This is a genomic window from Parapedobacter flavus (genome assembly GCF_035818675.1).
Lineage (GTDB): Bacteria > Bacteroidota > Bacteroidia > Sphingobacteriales > Sphingobacteriaceae > Parapedobacter > Parapedobacter flavus.
On sequence record NZ_JAYKZZ010000004.1, the window covers coordinates 113,103 to 130,114 of the forward strand.

The window sequence follows — 17,012 nt, forward strand, 5'->3', positions numbered from 1 at the left end:
TTAACACCCTACCATGTTCGTCCTCCTTTATCGGAATTTCACTAGGCGCGGCTACATATCATGTGGGCTAATCACTTCCAAATCAGGGATTTTTTTGAAGTCGGATAGGTTTCGGCTAATCAGTGCCAACCCATGGAAAAGCGCGGTTGCGGCTATTACTGCGTCTGGCAATTTTATTTTTTGGCTTTTGCGGAGTTCTATGGTTTTATCGGCAATAGCATCAGTCAAACCGATCACGTTAGCAGCATCAACAAAATCCCGCATTAATCGCGCATCTTGATTGCTCATTTTGAATCCCAATACCTCTATCTTGGTGACGATGGAAATATTGGGGATGTCATTAATCACATTATCCATAAATGACATCCCTGTTGCAGGGAGACTGCCTTCCAAATAATAGATTACACTATTACTATCTATTAAATATCGCGCTCCCATTCATTTCGGCTTTTGATAATATGCTCTTGTAATTGCTTAGCCGTCTTGGAAGATAGCTTGCCTGCAAATCGCTCAGATAATTTGGTTGTTTTTGGGGAAATGGGTGCTTTCTTTAACAATGCTTCAACTTCTTTTAAGATGGTGTCATTGTTTAGCTTAAGTAGCTCTTCGATTACATGTAGTTTCCTTGCTTCGGTTACCATAGCCTGCTCCTTTTCTAATTTCTCTTTTATCTTCCTCACATTCCTATCCGGTGCTCCTAATTTACATCGGGACGAAAACCGAGGGTCACCTACAAAACTACGAAAAGTATTGGATGTTTCTATGCCTCGTTGCCTTCGAGACGTGCTATCTTGGCTTCCAACTTGCCAATGTATTTGCGCTGAGGGAACAGGATTTCCTCGTTCGATATTATCCGTCCACTCGGCTACTTCTTTGTCGTAGAAGGATTTTAAAGGCTCCCCTTCATAAGAGAGGGCAAAGAAGTCATGATTCATGTATATGCATCCCCCACGTTTAGTATACGAATTGCACCCGCTTGTCTATTAATCTAAATCTGCCTTCCAAAGCTGATTACTTTGTGACGTTAATGGATGAAACATAAACGTTGGAGAGATGCAGAAGTTAAGGTTGACAGTGGTACTGGCATTATTGCTGCCACTGATGGGGTTTTCACAAAGCAATGAACAGTTAACACAAACCATTCGCGGCACGGTTACCGATAGGGCATCGGGCGAGCCGCTGTATTCGGCCAAGGTAGAACTAGCCGGTAGGCAAAAGGTCGCGGCGACCGATGAAAAGGGGAGGTTCATTTTGGACGAGGTGCCCATCGGCCGGTATACGGTTACGGTTAGCCGAATGGGCTACGAGACTGCCGTTGTTAAAGAGGTACTGGTGGGGTCGGCTAGAGCCGTTCAGCTAAACATCGGCTTGGTTCAAAGCCCGATTGCACTTGATGAGGTAACCGTCGGTCCGAACGTAGACAAAGCGGGCTCGCTGAACGACATGGCACTGCTCGGTGCGCAAATGTTTAGTGTGGAAGAAGCCCGCCGCTTTGCCGGTGGGATGGACGACCCCGCCCGATTGGTGAGCGCTTATGCCGGCGTTGCCACACCCAGCATTTCAAATAACGGCATTTCAGTACGGGGCAATGCGCCCGCCCTGCTACAATGGCGCCTGGAGGGCGTGGAAATACCGAACCCAAACCATTTCGCCGACCTCGATGTGCTTGGCGGCGGTTTTTTGTCGGCACTAAGTGCAAACGTGCTGGGGAATTCCGACTTTTTCAGCGGCGCATTTCCCGCAGCCTACAACAATGCGGTCTCCGGCGTATTCGACATGAAACTGCGCAATGGCAACAGCCAAAACTACGAACACATATTCCAGCTGGGGATACTGGGCATCGACTTTGCCTCCGAAGGACCCATAAGCCGGGAAAAACGATCGTCATACCTCATCAACTACCGCTATTCAACGACCAAGTTGCTGGAACAACTGCGTGGGAAGGAAGGGATGGGGGGCACACTGGGGTACCAGGATTTGAATTTCAAATTCAATTTCCCCACGGAGAAGGCGGGGACGCTGTCCGTGTGGGGAACGGGATTCATTGATGAGGTAGCCCCCATCCTGGAGGATAGGGCCGATTGGAAATATATTGAAGATGGGTTCCTCGCCGGTGCGAACCAACGGTCCGGTGCAGGCGGACTATCACACAGCTTCTTGTTCGGAAATAGGAAAACGTCGTTGGAAACAACGCTGGCGGCCACTTACCTGGGAAACCGGGTGGATGAGGCATTCCACGGCCTGGACGGAAGCAGCAGCCCCCGGACAGACCTGACCGCCAGCACCACAAACCTGGTGCTCACCACAGCCGTGACCCATAAAGCCAATGCGCGCCATACCCATAAAGCGGGGATAACGTTAACGAATGTCGGCTATGATATGCACCTCGATTTCGCTCCGGTACGGGGTGAAGCCCTCCAGAATTTCGCGGCAGCCAATAGCCATACCAATTTGGTGTCGGCTTACGCGAGTTCGAAAATCAAGCTGGGAAAGCAAGTGGTACTTTCGGCTGGCTTAAATGCGCAGCACCTCACGTTAAATAGCCATACCACCGTGGAGCCCCGCACCAGCATCAAGTGGCAAGTCGCTCCGCGCAGTTCTTTCGCCTTGGGGTATGGGCTGCATAGCCGCATGGAAAAGCCCGATGTGTATTTTGTGCGCGATGTGGAGGGTAACCTACCCAATAACCAGCTGGCCTTTACGAAAAGCCATCACCTGATGCTGGCGTATGTATACCGCATCTCGCCGGATATGAACCTCAAAATCGAACCGTATTACCAATCCCTGTTCGATGTGCCGGTGACGGCCGGCGGATCCTATTCCTTGCTGAACCGGACGGACTATTACCTTACCGAGACGTTGGTTGATGACGGCAAAGGCCGGAACTATGGCATCGATGTGACGTTTGAGAAATACATGAACAAAGGGCTCTATTACATGGTTACGGGCTCGCTCTTCGACTCGAAATACCGGGGCGGTGATGGAGCGTGGTATAACACCCGTTATAATAGGCGGTTTGTGCTGAATGGCCTCATCGGCAAGGAATGGGTGATGGGGCGGAATATGCTGGGGGTAAACCTGAAGGCTACGGTGATGGGAGGGAAACGGTATACACCGGTAGACGTAGAAGCCACGCTCGCCCATCCCGACAACACCGTGCAGTATGATGAAACCCGCATGTTCGCCCATCAATTCGACCCCATGCTCATCGGTGATTTTTCCGTAAGCTATAAGCTGAACAGGCGGCGGATGGCGCACGAATTTGCCCTGAAAAGTGTCAACGCAACCGGTCAGCAGGAATATATCGAACACCGCTATAATATCAAAACCGGCTCGATAGAACCGTACCGCCCGGCGACATCGCTGTTTAATGTGAGCTATCGGATTGAATTTTAGTTTATACATTTGTTGGACATGCCGACAGTTGAATATAGCAACATGTTGTTCGATTTTATGTCACACGCCCGTTTCCGGGTGTGGCGCCATGTGCTGTATGCCATGGCCTTGGCGCCGATTGCCCTGTCGCAGGCCTTTTTTGCCCTCGGCGATAAGGACGGCATGTCGGAACGGACAATCTATCTGTTTGGGATAGGCTTTTCGATTACTATCATTGCTTTCGCCTATTTCAACCGCTACTACCTTACGCCGCGGTTTTCCCTATCACACAGCTATGTTGCCCACGTAAGCATCGCTTTCCTGTTGCTCTTCGGTATCATTGCCGCCAAGTATTTCATCGAGTCGCTGCTGATCGGGGAAGCCCGGCGGGTTAACGGTGTAACGGTGCTCGATTGGTTATCGAACACCACGTTATATGCCGTGTGCATTGCCAGTAGTTCGATCTCGGTGTTGTTCAGGGAATGGGTGAGCGATCATCACCAGATTGAGAACCTGGAAACCAGGCGCCTGAAAAACGATATCGACGAATTTAAAAATCAGCTGAATCCGCAACTTCTCCAAGACAGCTTAGCCTATGCCGCGGCGAAGACAACAACAGATTCCGGGAACACGTCCGAGTTCCTTTCCAGGCTAAGTGAATTGTTGCGATACCAACTCTACGATTTCAAACGCCAGCGGGCGGTGCTGGGCGCGGAAATCCTATTTATGCGCAACTACCTGGCCCTGCGGCAGGAAATCGCTCCGTTTGATTTTTCCTATACGGTATCCCACGTGGGCAATACCAACCTGTTTGTGGTGCCCGGGCTGTTCATTCCCTTGATTGATGCTGCCCTGGACCGCCGGCCCGCGGTGCTGGCGATCCACCTCAAAACGGATGGCCAACGAATTGCTTTCGAATGTGCTGCTCCTGGAACCGATCTGTCGGGATGCGACCTGAAACAAGCCGAACAGCGGCTAACCGCGCTCGGGGCTGATTACGAGCTGAATGTAACAACGAGTTCCCTGGTGCTGACGTTATGATGAGTAGATTCGATCCGATCATACCCGACTTGCTGCTGGAGCGCCCATACCGGATTTGGAGGCACCTGTTGATACAGGTGATGGTGATGCTGATCACGATCAACGTTTTTTGGGATGAGCCTACGCAGCTATTGCCCCATCGCCTGGGTGCCTGGGTGCCTTACTTCCTGCTGATCGACACGATCATCTACGTCAACATGTACCTACTGGTTCCCCGTTTGCTGATAAAAGGACGGGCGACACGCTATATCGTGCTCACGGCGCTATTCATCTTTTTGGTTGTGCTGACCCTGGGCATGCTCCAGGATGGCGCGGAGGGGGGCGGAGGGGCGCCTGCCGGGATCGCCACCCCGCCGCTCATCGGCATATCTTCGGGCTTTTTCGCTTTTGCACTGTTTATAATGGGCTTGACCACCCTGCAGCTATTGAAGTACCGGATGGAGAACGCCAGGCGGATCAATGAATTGGAACAGGTAACCATGGAAATCGAACTGGCCAACCTGCAGAACCAAATCAATCCGCATTTCCTGTTCAACACCCTCAACAACGCCAACATGATGGCTGAAGAAGACGGGGAGAAGTCGGCCTATATGCTGTCCAAATTAAATGATCTGTTGTCGTATCAGGTGGAAGGTGGGGCGAAAGATACTGTTAGGCTCGACGACGAAATTGCCTTCCTCGACGACTATCTTGAGTTGGAAAAAACACGCAGGGACCGTTTTCTATACACGATTCGCATGGATGGGGACAGCGCTGTGGAGATACCCCCGCTGTTGTTCATCCCGTTTGTGGAAAATGCCGTGAAACACCATCCGGGAAATGATTCACGCGTGGATATCCACTTCCGTGTGGCTGATGGTCAACTCCATTTTGAGTGCAGGAATCCGAAACCACGGCGCGCACTGGAGAAAGAAGTGGGTGGAATCGGGCTACAGAATAGTAAAAGGCGGTTGGAATTATTGTTTGGCCGCCACTTCCGTCTTGACCTCGATGATGGGCAAGATACGTATACGGTAAAACTGACATTTGGCTTATGAGGTGTATAATTGTAGATGATGAGCCCATTGCGCGGCGAGGGATGGAACGATTGGTGGCACAAGCCTCTTCGCTCACTCATGTGGGGAGCTTTGATAGCGCCGAATCGGCTTCTGCCTACCTGGAAAATAACCCGGTCGATCTGGTTTTTCTCGATATACAGATGCCGGGCGTGAACGGACTGGAATTCGCGAAAGATGTACCCAAGGCGACGTTGATCATTTTCACCACGGCGTTTGCCGAGTTTGCTCTCGACAGTTATACCGTCGATGCGGTTGACTATCTGGTAAAGCCGATCACCAGCGGTCGATTCCAACGTGCGGTATCGAAAGCCACGGCATACCATGGGATGCTGCTCTCCGAAGAGCGGAACACCCGTATTGAGCAGGTAGAAAGCCAATCCATGTTTATCCGGTCGGAGCGGCGGTTTTTCAAGGTCAATTTCGCCGACATCTTATTTATTGAGGGGCTTAAAGATTACGTGGTCATCCAGAATGGCGACAAGCGGCTGATTACGCACATGAACTTGAAAGGTATTCACGGAATGCTGCCTCAAAGCCAGTTCTTGCGGGTAAACCGTTCTTATATCGTCAATAAGCAACAGATCGATTCATTCAGCAACAACGATGTGTTCATCGGCCCATACGAAATCGCCATCGGCAGTTTTTACCAGGAGGCATTTTTGGCGGCTTTGATGGGGGGGTAGTGCCGGTGGTAAATGGAGCACACAAAAAAGAGGATGCCGGTTAAGGCATCCTCGTTATCTTACCTGTACGGTAGCCGGAATTATTCCGCTACAACCTCAAAAGGTACCTGTACTTTCACTTCTTTGTGCAGGTTGAGGTTTGCTACGTATTCGCCCAGGACTTTCGGTTCTTCTTCGAACGTGATGCGGCGGCGGTCTACCTCAAAGCCTTGCTTCTTCAGGGCATCTGCTACCTGGATGCTGTTTACCGACCCGAAGATCTTTCCGCTTTCGCCGGCCTTAGCGCCGATCGTCAGTTTCAAGCCTTCGAGCTTCGCAGCCAATTCGGTTGCATCTTTCTTGATTTTATCTTGCTTGAATTGGGCTTGGCGGATATTCTCTGCCAATACCTTCTTTGCAGAAGGGGTAGCCAATTCGGCAAACCCTTGGGGGATGAGGTAGTTGCGCCCGTATCCGGGTTTTACCGTTACGACGTCGTCTTTTTCACCAAGTTTCTTGATGTCTTGCTTTAAAATTATCTCCATGACGTTTACCTCCCTATTTTAATGAATCAGCAACATAAGGTAGCAGGCCGATGTGGCGTGCACGCTTGACCGCTTGGGCTACTTTGCGCTGGAATTTCAACGACGTGCCCGTAAGCCGGCGCGGAAGCACCTTACCTTGATCATTGACAAACTTCAACAGGAAGTTCGCGTCTTTATAATCGATGTATTTGATACCGTTTTTCTTGAAACGGCAATATTTCTTGCGTGTATCCTCCACCTTGGGAGCGGTCACGTATTGGATCTGTTCCTTTGCCATTAGTTTGCTACCTCCTCAGTTTTGGGCGCTGCTTTTTTGTTGAAAGCACCACTGCGTTTTTTCTCGTTGTAAGCAAGGGCGTGTTTATCCAACTTGATCGTTAGGAAACGCATTACCCGCTCATCGCGCTTGTATTCAATTTCCAGTTTGCTGATTAATTCACCGGGAGCCTTGAATTCGATGAGGTGATAGAATCCGGTTGTTTTTTTCTCAATCGGATACGCTAATTTTTTCAAACCCCAATTGTCTTCATGGACAATTTCGGCTCCGCCTTCGGTGAGGATGCTCTTGAATTTGGCCAGGGCCTCCTTCACTACGTCCTCAGAAAGCAACGGGGTAAGAACGATAACGGTTTCGTACTGTTGCATACTTTCCTTTAAAAATCTAAAATTATTTAATAACACTATTCCGTTTCAAAACGGGATGCAAATTTATGTATAAAGTTTTTGATATCAAAACAAAACTCCTATCTTTGCGCTTCGAATTTTAGAGATCGTTTAATTTATTAATTCATTAACAATGTACGCAATAGTAAATATAGCCGGACAGCAATTCAAGGTTGCAAAAGACCAGCAGCTCTTTGTACATCGTCTGCAAGGAGATGAGGGCGCTAGTATTGAATTTGACAATGTATTGTTAGCAGAAGATGGTGGAAAGTTTTCGGTGGGTACGCCCACAGTGAAAGGTGCCAAGGTTTCGGCTAAGATTTTGTCGCATTTGAAAGGTGATAAGGTAATCGTTTTCAAGAAAAAACGCCGCAAGGGGTACAAGAAGAAAAATGGACACCGCCAACAATTCACCAAGATCGAAATCACTGGCATCGCATTATAACCGGATTGTTTAACTGGGCGATTGCCCACCATAAATAAGAGATAAGACATGGCACATAAAAAAGGTGCGGGTAGTTCGAAGAACGGCCGTGAGTCACATAGCAAACGTTTAGGTGTAAAAATATTCGGCGGCCAGCGGGCCATCGCCGGTAATATCATCGTTCGCCAACGGGGTACACAACACCACCCCGACGTGAATGTGGGTATGGGCAAAGACCATACGCTGTTTGCGCTCATCGATGGTAACGTCGTATTCCGCAAGAAGGCCAATAACAAATCTTTCGTTTCGGTAATGCCGTTTGAGGAAGAGGTTGTGGCTGTAGCCGAGCCGAAAGCTAAAAAAGCGGCTGCCAAGAAAGAAGAGAAGCCCGTAGCCAAGAAGGCAAAGGCTGTAAAGGCTGAAGAAGCACCTGCGGCAGAAGCTAAGGAAGAGAAGAAGGAAAAGGCAGCGCCTAAGAAAGCGGCGAAAGCTAAAGGGGATGACCTGACGCTTATCGAAGGTGTCGGCCCTAAAATTGCCGAGGTACTGACCGCGGCTGGCCTGGCTGATTTTGCTGGCATAGCAGGTAAATCGGCCGAGGAATTGAAAGCCACATTGGTAGAAGCCGGTGACCAATTCAATACGGCTGTAACCGATACGTGGCCCGAGCAGGCGAAGCTTGCTGCCGAAGGTAAGTTCGACGAGCTGAAAAAATGGCAAGACGAGCTTGACGGCGGTAAAGAAGCCTAAGCGCTAGTCCATAAAAGTTAAGAGACCACCAGTCGATCATCGGCTGGTGGTTTTTTTATACCGCTTCTTCCAGTAGCTGCTTCTCGTACAGTTCGTGGTAGCTACCGCCGATGGCCAGCAGTTCCTCGTGACTGCCCTGTTCGATTACCCGACCTTGGTCCAGTACCAGAATATGGTCGGCATTTTTGATGGTCGACACGCGGTGGGCAATGAAGATCGAACTTTTGCCGGCCATGGCCACGCTGAGGTTACGGAGGATTTCCTCTTCGGTCTTGGTATCCACTGCCGATAAGCAGTCGTCAAAAATCAGTATCTGCGGCTTTTTGATCAATGCCCGCGCAATGGAGACCCGTTGCTTCTGTCCACCCGAAAGCGTAATGCCCCGTTCGCCGATGGTGGTTTCGAAACCTTTTTCGAACGCAGCGATATTTTGGTATACCGCGGCTTGCCGTGCGGCATTTTCTACTTCGCCGCTATCGCCGGTATCAAGTCCGAACGCAATATTATTGGCGATGGTTTCGGAAAACAGGAACACATCTTGCGGCACGAATCCGATTTCGCTCCGGTAGGCCTGCAGGGGCAGCTGCCGGATATCATGGCCGTCTACGCGGATCGTTCCGGCCCCAACGTCGTACATCCGCATAAGGAGATTGGCCAAAGTAGACTTGCCCGATCCGGTTTTGCCGATGATGGCCAGCACTTCGCCCGGTTTTACGTCGAACGATACGTTGTTGAGCGCTTGAATACCAGTGTCGGGGTACGTAAAACTGACGTTTTCAAATTGGATATGGCCACGGGCATCGAACGTACCCGTTGAGGCCGATTGGATTTCGGGCTGCGTACGGAGGAATTCGTTGATGCGTTTCTGCGATGCCGCTGCCCGCTGGATGAGCGAAGTTACCCACGCCAGGGCCATGGCCGGAAAGGTGAGTTGGTTTACGTAGATAATAAATTCGGCAATATTGCCCGAAGTGATGGTGCCCTTGGCTACTTCCAGACCACCCACATATACCGTAATCACCGTGCTTAGGCCAATCAATAACAGGATAAGCGGAAAAAAGATGGCTTCTGTCTTCACGAGGGCCAATGCAGTATCCCGGTAGGTGTTGCTCTCGTCGGCAAAGCGGTCCATTTTATCCGCCTCCCGGTTGTAGGTTTTGATGACCCGTACACCCGAGAACGTTTCTTGCACGAACGACGACAGCGTGGATAGCTGCCGCTGGATGCGTTCACTGCGGCGGTTGATGATTTTGTTGACCACCAGCAAGATGGCCGATAGCACGGGGATGGGCAGCAACGCATATAGTGCCAGCGTTGGGTTTACGCTGATCATCGCCGCGATGACCATCACAGACAACACCACCGTATTGATGGAATACATAACGGCGGGCCCCAGGTAGGAACGCACCCGGTTTACGTCTTCCGTTACCCGGTTCATCAGGTCGCCCGTATTGTTACGACGATAGAACGCCATGTCGAGCTGCTGGTAATGGTTATATATCTCGTTCTTGAGATCATACTCGATATGCCTGGATGTGAGGATGATGGTTTGGCGCATTAAGAAAAGGAAAATACCACGGATGATGGCCAATACCAGCACCACCGCCCCGAACAGCAATAGGCAGTAGCCGAAAATCTCATACACCAGCTGCTGCCGCTCAAACCCATCGAAAAGACGGTATATGCTGATGTTTTCCTTCACGAGGTCGAAGGCAATGCGGATGACCTGTGCGGGCAACACGCCGAAATAGTTGGATACGATAACGAAGATGACACCGGGGATCATCTGCCAGCGGTATTTGTAAAAGTACTTGTTGAGGTGTGCGAGATCTTTCATATCGAATATGGGCAAAAATACGAAATGTTTCGCGGGGTTGATTATATGCATAATTTTTTTGCTAAGTTTGCCCCGATAATGCAGATTACGTAATGGCTTATCGTTGTTTTTATGTCCGTACCTACCAAAGATAATTCATCCTTTAAGTTGATGGCCCAATTTGGCCACCAGAAGCTCGTTTTCTGTAATGATGAAGCTGTGGGGCTGCAGGCGGTTATTGCTATCCACGATACGACACTCGGCCCTGCAATTGGGGGCGTAAGGATGTTGCCCTACCAGCATACTGACGACGCCATCGACGACGTGCTACGGCTGTCGCGGGGGATGACCTACAAGGCAGCGGTTGCTGGGGTGAATCTGGGTGGCGGTAATGCGGCAATTATTGGCGATCACCGCACCCAGAAAGGCGAAGCGTTACTCCGGCGGTTCGGGCAGTTCGTGGAAGAACTGGGTGGAACGTTCATCGCATCCCTCGATATCGGTACCACACCGCGTGATATGGAGTTTATCCACATGGAAACCGATTACGTAGCCGGCCTGCCGAAGTCACTTGGTGGCAGCGGCGATTCGGCGCCATTTACGGCAAAGGGCGTATATTGTGGTATTAAAGCATCGCTCAAGGAGCGTTTTGGCAACGATAGTTTGGCTGGCCGGACGGTCGCCGTGCAGGGCGCAGGGAATGTGGGTGAGCAATTGATTGCATTGCTGCGTGAGGAAAATGCCAAGGTATATGTAAGCGACATCGCGGAAGACCGGATGGTGGAAGTGGCAAACAAGTATAAGGCGGTGCCCGTGGCCAACAATAACATCTACGAGCTCGATGTAGACGTGTACGCTCCGTGCGCGTTGGGAGGAACGGTCAATAAGGAAACGATTGCCAAAATGAGGTGTGGTATTATTGCGGGCTCCGCAAATAATCAATTGCGCAATGAGACCGACGACGCGCGGTTGCTGATGGAGAAAGGTATTCTCTATGCGCCCGATTACCTGATTAATGCCGGCGGACTGATTAGCTGCTATTCGGAAATTGCCGGCTATGGTGTGTCGCGTACGGCCGCACTCACCGAAACCATCTACGAAGCCACGCGCTCCGTATTACGTAAATCGATCAATGAAAACGTAGCGCCGCACGAGGCCGCCAATCAGCTGGCCGAAGCACGGATAGCCGATATGCGTAAAATTAAGCGATAAAATAGATTAGGATGTCGATATTTTTATCGGATCGTTCTTTACATCAATATGTTAAACAGAAGGCACCTGCGGGTTAAAGTATTACAGACGCTGTATGCGTACCAACTATCGGAGGATAAGCGGGTCACTACGTTTGAAAAAGCGCTGCTCAAGAGTGTGGATCAGGTATATGAAATGTATATCTGGGCGTTGAATCTCTTGGATGAAGTGTCTGACTACGTTCGGATCGATGCGGACGAACGGGCGAATAAACACCTCCCGTCGGCAGCCGATCTTTCGCCCAATACACGATTGTATACCAATACGTTCATTGAACTCCTGCGGCACAACGAACCGTATAAAGATGCTGTGAAACGCTATAAAGTGTCTTGGAACTTCGATCCGGAGATTGTGCGTTCGGTGTTTCTCCAGTTGAAAGGTTCAGAGGCGTATGCTAATTACCTGAACCAGGAAGACCGATCACTCGTGGCCGAAAAGGACATTATCAAACACATCTTCCGGAAGATTATCCTCAAAGCGCCATCGATCGAACAAGCCTTTGAAGAAAAATTCATCAACTGGCAGGTGGATAAGGAGGTGCTGCAGGCCATGGTTGCGAAAACGCTCAAGAACTTTGTAAGTGAAGTGCCGGGCCAAAACCAATTGGCAGATTTAACACCCAATTGGGAAGACGACCGGCCATTCGTCATCGATCTGCTTACGCATTCCATCCGTTACGCCGAGGAGTACCAGCAGTTGATTGCTACGAAAACCAAAAATTGGGAGTCAGACCGGATCGCCCTGTTGGATAACCTGCTAATGCGGATGGCCATCTGTGAGTTGCTTAACTTCCCGACCATTCCAGTGAAAGTGACCATCAACGAATACATCGAAATATCAAAAGTCTTCAGTACGGCCAAGAGCAATACGTTTATCAATGGGGTGCTGGACAAGATACTGAACGAACTGCAGGTGTCGGGACGGATTCGGAAGTCGGGAAGGGGCCTGATGCAATAGGAAACAAGTTGCACCGTTCACTGTTAAAAAGAATAAATATATACATTCATCAACAATTAAATAGAGCACCATGAAATGGATACCTTTATTTCTTATGAGCATGACGCTCCTCGTGTCATGCAATAGCGGTAACAACCAAGAGGGAGACACAGAAGCGGCGGATATTCCCATGGATCAGGTGGGCAAACAGCCTGTTGGGCAAACGATTATTCCTGGTGCCGATTCGAGCGGTGCCGTGATGGAAGTGGCAGAAGATGCCTACGATTTCGGTACGGTGAACGAGGGAGAAAAAGTAAACCATGAATTCAAATTTACCAATACCGGTAGCGCTCCGTTGATCATCTCGAATGTGCAGGCATCGTGCGGTTGTACTACGCCCGAATATTCGAAGAACCCGATTGCGCCCGGAGATGAGGGGTTGGTAAAGGTGGTATTTAACAGTGCTGGGCAATTGGGTAAGCAGCATAAAGTGATAACCATTACCTCAAACGCCGCCAGTGAGCATACCTTGCTTCACCTTAGGGGTGAGGTGGTGAAATGATGTCTACAGCAATATGTAGGAATCAACAATTAGTAATAAACAATTAACAATTAATAAGCATGTTTACATCGACAATTTTATTGCAAGCTAGCGGTTCGGGCGGCGCGGGCGGAATCATGGGGTTCTTGCCAATGATCCTGATTATCGTGGTTTTTTACTTTTTTATGATCAGGCCACAAATGAAAAAGGCTAAAGACCATAAAAAGTATATTGAAGAACTGAAAGAGAATGATCGTGTAGTAACTTCAGCGGGTATCCATGGGCGTATCGTTGAAGTTACTGAGACAACCTTTTTGGTCGACGTTGGCGGCGGGGTGAAGATTCGTTTCGATAAGTCTGCGATTGCACTCGATGCTTCCAAAGCGCAGAACGCTGCTCCCAAAGCGTAACTAAAAAACAGAAAAAACACGGGTGCTCTGCTTGGCTGCTAACACGGTTGAGGCAGGACACCCGTATTCATTTATACCCACCTAACCGTGTCCGTTGCTGGAAATGGATGCTTTTTTTGCTTGTTTTATTTATTGCTTAATCGTATAAATAGCTGTGCTCACTCGTGGTTAACGGTGCAGGATGGTACAGGTCGCGTCAGCATGGTGCGGGTTGCCGTCTAGCTGGCGGGTGCTATCTTTGTAGTCCTAAACGGAGAGTTGTGATGCCCTTGATGATATTGACTATTGCAACAACCGAAACCGATTTGATGAAATTAAACAGGGTAACTGCCTACTTGGGTCAGTAGGGAGCCGCCGCAAACAAATGTCCAAATATGCACTAAATTATTTATCCAATCCAAGTAAACTATGTTGAAACGCTTTCGAAATTTTAAAGATTCGTGGCTATTATCTATTCTCGTTTTCGTTCTGATTTCGGTACCCGCAGCGCTATCGGCGCAGCAGGGTCAGGATATAAGCGGAAAGGTGAGCGATGAGCAGGGGCCACTCGCTGGCGTAACCGTCAGTGTTAAGCACAAATCCGCCGCGGTGTCTACCAATACAGACGGTGAGTTTGTATTGGCAGGTGTGAGTATTGGGGATACCTTGCTCTTCCGTTTGGTTGGTTATGTCGATAAAGCATTGCCGGTTCGCAGTGCGTCGCCCGTCAATGTGCAGTTGATGCCGGATAATGTCGGGCTGGAGGAAGTCGTGGTCGTGGGTTACGGCACCCAGAAAAAGGTGTCGGTAACGGCAGCTATTTCGACTATTGATACCAAAGAGTTGAAGCAAAGTCCGACGGCCAACTTAGCGGCTTCCCTGGCGGGCCGTATGCCTGGTTTAACAGCACTGCAATCCTCCGGCCAACCCGGGGCCGATGTCGTGAACCTGTACCTGCGTGGGGTGGGTACCTTGAATGATGCATCGCCACTGATCCTGATCGATGGGGTGCCACGCTCGGGTATCAGTAAACTCGATCCGAATGAGGTGGCAACGGTCAGCATCCTGAAAGATGCATCGGCTACCGCTGTTTTCGGTGTTCGGGGTGCGAACGGGGTGATTTTGATCACGACCCGCCGCGGTCAACCGGGTAAATCGGAGCTGAGTGTCTCATTCGACCAGAGTATCCAGAAATTTCTGGTTAAGGCCGACCGTCTTCATTCGTGGGAATTTGCCGAACTGCGTAATCAGGCCTTCCTGAACAGTAACCCCGATGCGACCGAAGACCAGATGCCGTTTACGCAATACATGATCGATATGTATCGGAGTGGCGAAGACCCTGTCTTTTATCCGGATCGCGACGTGTTTCACGATTATTTCCGCGACTGGGCGCCCCAAACCCGGGCAAATGCCAATTTCAACGGTGGGGGCGAGCGGTTTACCTACTTCCTGAATGCTGGTTACATCGGTCAGGGAGGTAACTTCAAAACCGAGCCCGAAAGTTTCCTCGGTTACGATCCGAGCTACAAGATGGATCGCTATAATTTCCGCGGTAACATCGATTACAGCATTGCCAAAAACCTGAAGGCTTCGTTGAATATCGCCACGTATCTGGAAAAGATGAATACCCCGCAAACCGAGGATCTATTTGGCGGGAGTGTAGCAAGTATGGTAACGAACATGATTGCCTACAGCTGGGCTACGCCACCTACCGACCCGGGGCCAGTAACGGTGCCCGGGTATGGCGTGCCGGCAAATGAGGTGGTTGCCCAATCGGGCCAAGACCGGAATACGTTCGGTGAGATCAACCGCCGCGGTTACCGCCAAGAAACCACCAATATGCTGAACTCATCGCTGACATTGGATTGGGGGTTGGACTTCATAACCAAAGGGCTGTCTGCCAAAGGGATGATTGCCTTCGATAGCCAAGCGCGTACCATCCTCCAAGGGATACGGGCGATGGACACCTATGCATTTAATGTAGCGCGTAGCGCGGATGAAACCAGCGGGTATAACGCCATCATTTCGAATGCTGATCGGGCCATCCGGCTAACGAAGGGAATGAATACCCGTTATTATGTGAACTATCAGGCCTCCTTGAATTACACCCGCTCGTTCGGCCGTCATCATGTGGGCGGGATGCTCTTGGGGCAACGCGACAACTGGGATGAATATGCCCCTCAATTGCCTTATAATATCGTCGGTTTAGTGGCACGTGCCACTTACGATTACGATAACCGCTATTTGGCCGAGTTCAATTTCGGCTATAACGGGTCGGAACAATTTGCGCCTAACAATCGCTTTGGGTCTTTCCCGGCGTTTTCGGTGGGCTGGGTGGCCAGCAACGAGGCGTTCCTGGCTGGCAATCCAATTGTTACCAATTTGAAGATTAGGGCTTCGCACGGTATTACCGGGAACGATAAACTGGGTAATGACCGGTTCCTTTACCAAAGCTTTATCAACGTGGGCGGTGGCATATTCCCCACCTTGGGCCGCGGGCAGAGCATCGTGCAGGGGCGGATGGGTAACGAGTTTATCCAATGGGAAAAATCGAAGAAGACTAACCTCGGTCTCGATTTGGAGTTGATCAACAGCCTTTCCCTAACGGTTGATCTGTTTAAGGAACACCGCGACAAGATCCTCATCAGCCGGAAAACCATCCCAGCCCTGCAGGGGGTTCCATTGGGGAATATCCCCAGGGTAAATATCGGCGTGGTGGATAACAAAGGTTTAGAGACGGAATTGACGTATCGGAAAAGTCTGAGCCCGGATTTGTCGTTCCTGGTAAAAGGTAACTTCTCGTACAACAGAAACACCATAGCGTATTCCGACGAGGTGCAGCTCGGCGAAGACTATGCATACCGCTATCGGAATACAGGGTTTAGCATCGGCCAGCAATTCGGTTACAAAATCGATTATAGCAATGGGAACGGTTACATCAACACCCCCGAAGAGTTGGCTAATTTGCCCGAATATGAGATGGGCGGTACGCCGCGTCTGGGCGATTTCATGTACGTGGATGTCACGGGTGACGGTGTCGTGAACGATCGCGATATGGTCCCCGTTGGCTACCCGAATATACCTCGGGTTGGCTACGGCCTGGCAGGTTCGGTGACCTACAAAAACTTTGACGTTTCATTTTTATTCACCGGTGTGGGCCAGAGCCATAACTACCGGAATGACTGGGGCGTCACGGAAGTGGGGCTCGTGGGGTTCTTTAGCGGATGGCATCACCAGGCATGGACACCCGAACGGTACGCCAATGGCGAAACCATTCTTTATCCCGCCCTGGCAATGAGCAAAGGGGTAAGCCAAATCCCGAACAATGTATTTATCATGGATCGTTCGTTCTTCCGCTTGAAAAATGCAGAGATCGGTTACACCCTGCCAGCAAAATGGCTAGACCCCGTTCGTATGGAACAGGTTAGGGTGTATGCAAACGGTAATAATCTGTTGACATTCAAAAAAATGCCTGTAGATACGGTCGATCCGGAGCAGACGAATAGCCTGCAATATCCGTTGACCATGATGATCAATTTTGGTGTTAATGTGACTTTTTAA

17 protein-coding genes are annotated in these 17,012 nt (G+C 50.0%); 11 read left to right on the forward strand and 6 right to left on the reverse strand.

Annotated features, from left to right (window positions below; genetic code table 11):
- Positions 1-51: 51 nt before the first annotated feature.
- The gene (locus tag U9S71_RS04035) at positions 52-393 is read right to left on the reverse strand and encodes a type II toxin-antitoxin system VapC family toxin (protein ID WP_326325445.1); all 342 of its coding nucleotides are present in this window, start codon (positions 391-393) and stop codon (positions 52-54) included.
- Positions 394-419: 26 nt separating this feature from the next.
- Positions 420-935 carry a hypothetical protein gene (locus tag U9S71_RS04040; protein ID WP_326325446.1) on the reverse strand — a complete coding sequence of 172 codons (516 nt, stop codon included), beginning with the start codon at positions 933-935 and terminating at the stop codon, positions 420-422.
- Positions 936-1,053: 118 nt separating this feature from the next.
- Between U9S71_RS04040 and U9S71_RS04045 the strand changes: the two genes are divergently transcribed.
- The 4 genes from U9S71_RS04045 to U9S71_RS04060 are packed head-to-tail and all read left to right on the forward strand — an operon-like array spanning position 1,054 to position 6,157.
- Entirely contained in the window at positions 1,054-3,396 is a 2,343-nt protein-coding gene (locus U9S71_RS04045; protein WP_326325447.1) for a TonB-dependent receptor, read from the forward strand.
- Positions 3,397-3,414: 18 nt separating this feature from the next.
- On the forward strand, positions 3,415-4,416 hold the full coding sequence (locus U9S71_RS04050) for a histidine kinase (protein WP_326325448.1): 1,002 nt from the start codon (positions 3,415-3,417) through the stop codon (positions 4,414-4,416).
- Positions 4,413-5,453: a sensor histidine kinase gene (locus U9S71_RS04055; RefSeq protein WP_326325449.1), complete on the forward strand. Its 1,041-nt coding sequence runs from the start codon at positions 4,413-4,415 to the stop codon at positions 5,451-5,453. Before U9S71_RS04050 ends, U9S71_RS04055 begins: the two co-directional genes overlap by 4 nt.
- The gene (locus U9S71_RS04060) at positions 5,450-6,157 is read left to right on the forward strand and encodes a LytR/AlgR family response regulator transcription factor (RefSeq protein ID WP_326325451.1); all 708 of its coding nucleotides are present in this window, start codon (positions 5,450-5,452) and stop codon (positions 6,155-6,157) included. The genes U9S71_RS04055 and U9S71_RS04060 overlap by 4 nt, the downstream gene beginning before the upstream one ends.
- 80 nt (positions 6,158-6,237) lie before the next feature.
- Here the strand turns inward: U9S71_RS04060 and rplI are convergent, their stop codons facing one another.
- From rplI to rpsF, 3 genes are read right to left on the reverse strand one after another with little or no spacing between them, the layout of a single operon-like run.
- Positions 6,238-6,681, reverse strand: coding sequence for a 50S ribosomal protein L9 (gene rplI / locus U9S71_RS04065; protein ID WP_326325453.1), 444 nt, complete (start codon positions 6,679-6,681; stop codon positions 6,238-6,240).
- A 13-nt stretch (positions 6,682-6,694) separates the two neighbouring features.
- Complete coding sequence (gene rpsR / locus U9S71_RS04070; RefSeq protein WP_262246340.1) at positions 6,695-6,958, reverse strand: 30S ribosomal protein S18; 264 nt, start codon at positions 6,956-6,958, stop codon at positions 6,695-6,697.
- Positions 6,958-7,326: a 30S ribosomal protein S6 gene (gene rpsF, locus U9S71_RS04075; RefSeq protein WP_326325454.1), complete on the reverse strand. Its 369-nt coding sequence runs from the start codon at positions 7,324-7,326 to the stop codon at positions 6,958-6,960. The genes rpsR and rpsF overlap by 1 nt, the downstream gene beginning before the upstream one ends.
- Before the next feature lie 151 nt (positions 7,327-7,477).
- Here rpsF and rplU point away from each other — a divergent pair, with 151 nt between their 5' ends.
- Positions 7,478-7,789 (forward strand): 50S ribosomal protein L21, encoded by a 312-nt coding sequence (rplU, locus tag U9S71_RS04080; protein WP_325635060.1) that lies wholly within the window; start codon positions 7,478-7,480, stop codon positions 7,787-7,789.
- Between the two features lie 48 nt (positions 7,790-7,837).
- On the forward strand, positions 7,838-8,518 hold the full coding sequence (rpmA, locus tag U9S71_RS04085) for a 50S ribosomal protein L27 (protein ID WP_326325458.1): 681 nt from the start codon (positions 7,838-7,840) through the stop codon (positions 8,516-8,518).
- A gap of 55 nt (positions 8,519-8,573) precedes the next feature.
- Here rpmA and U9S71_RS04090 read toward each other — a convergent pair whose 3' ends face one another.
- Complete coding sequence (locus tag U9S71_RS04090; protein WP_326325459.1) at positions 8,574-10,355, reverse strand: ABC transporter ATP-binding protein; 1,782 nt, start codon at positions 10,353-10,355, stop codon at positions 8,574-8,576.
- Positions 10,356-10,466: 111 nt separating this feature from the next.
- On the opposite strand from U9S71_RS04090, the gene U9S71_RS04095 reads away from it, so the two are divergent.
- From U9S71_RS04095 to U9S71_RS04115, 5 genes are all read left to right on the forward strand, one after another.
- Positions 10,467-11,546, forward strand: a complete 1,080-nt coding sequence (locus U9S71_RS04095) for a Glu/Leu/Phe/Val family dehydrogenase (protein WP_326325461.1) — start codon at positions 10,467-10,469, stop codon at positions 11,544-11,546.
- Between the two features lie 48 nt (positions 11,547-11,594).
- Positions 11,595-12,542, forward strand: coding sequence for a transcription antitermination factor NusB (nusB, locus tag U9S71_RS04100; RefSeq protein ID WP_326325463.1), 948 nt, complete (start codon positions 11,595-11,597; stop codon positions 12,540-12,542).
- Positions 12,543-12,612: 70 nt separating this feature from the next.
- Entirely contained in the window at positions 12,613-13,083 is a 471-nt protein-coding gene (locus tag U9S71_RS04105; RefSeq protein ID WP_326325465.1) for a DUF1573 domain-containing protein, read from the forward strand.
- A 59-nt stretch (positions 13,084-13,142) separates the two neighbouring features.
- Positions 13,143-13,472 (forward strand): preprotein translocase subunit YajC, encoded by a 330-nt coding sequence (gene yajC, locus U9S71_RS04110; RefSeq protein ID WP_326325466.1) that lies wholly within the window; start codon positions 13,143-13,145, stop codon positions 13,470-13,472.
- 408 nt (positions 13,473-13,880) lie between these two features.
- Positions 13,881-17,012 (forward strand): SusC/RagA family TonB-linked outer membrane protein, encoded by a 3,132-nt coding sequence (locus U9S71_RS04115; RefSeq protein ID WP_326325468.1) that lies wholly within the window; start codon positions 13,881-13,883, stop codon positions 17,010-17,012.

Coding starts and splice junctions, on each gene's coding strand:
- U9S71_RS04090 (WP_326325459.1), bottom strand. CDS start 10,355: ATGAAAGATCTCGCACACCTCAACAAGTACTTTTACAAATACCGCTGG.
- U9S71_RS04095 (WP_326325461.1), top strand. CDS start 10,467: ATGTCCGTACCTACCAAAGATAATTCATCCTTTAAGTTGATGGCCCAA.
- U9S71_RS04060 (WP_326325451.1), top strand. CDS start 5,450: ATGAGGTGTATAATTGTAGATGATGAGCCCATTGCGCGGCGAGGGATG.
- U9S71_RS04105 (WP_326325465.1), top strand. CDS start 12,613: ATGAAATGGATACCTTTATTTCTTATGAGCATGACGCTCCTCGTGTCA.
- U9S71_RS04115 (WP_326325468.1), top strand. CDS start 13,881: ATGTTGAAACGCTTTCGAAATTTTAAAGATTCGTGGCTATTATCTATT.
- rpsF (WP_326325454.1), bottom strand. CDS start 7,326: ATGCAACAGTACGAAACCGTTATCGTTCTTACCCCGTTGCTTTCTGAG.
- U9S71_RS04040 (WP_326325446.1), bottom strand. CDS start 935: ATGAATCATGACTTCTTTGCCCTCTCTTATGAAGGGGAGCCTTTAAAA.
- U9S71_RS04045 (WP_326325447.1), top strand. CDS start 1,054: ATGCAGAAGTTAAGGTTGACAGTGGTACTGGCATTATTGCTGCCACTG.
- U9S71_RS04050 (WP_326325448.1), top strand. CDS start 3,415: ATGCCGACAGTTGAATATAGCAACATGTTGTTCGATTTTATGTCACAC.
- rpmA (WP_326325458.1), top strand. CDS start 7,838: ATGGCACATAAAAAAGGTGCGGGTAGTTCGAAGAACGGCCGTGAGTCA.
- rplI (WP_326325453.1), bottom strand. CDS start 6,681: ATGGAGATAATTTTAAAGCAAGACATCAAGAAACTTGGTGAAAAAGAC.
- nusB (WP_326325463.1), top strand. CDS start 11,595: ATGTTAAACAGAAGGCACCTGCGGGTTAAAGTATTACAGACGCTGTAT.
- rplU (WP_325635060.1), top strand. CDS start 7,478: ATGTACGCAATAGTAAATATAGCCGGACAGCAATTCAAGGTTGCAAAA.
- U9S71_RS04055 (WP_326325449.1), top strand. CDS start 4,413: ATGATGAGTAGATTCGATCCGATCATACCCGACTTGCTGCTGGAGCGC.
- yajC (WP_326325466.1), top strand. CDS start 13,143: ATGTTTACATCGACAATTTTATTGCAAGCTAGCGGTTCGGGCGGCGCG.
- rpsR (WP_262246340.1), bottom strand. CDS start 6,958: ATGGCAAAGGAACAGATCCAATACGTGACCGCTCCCAAGGTGGAGGAT.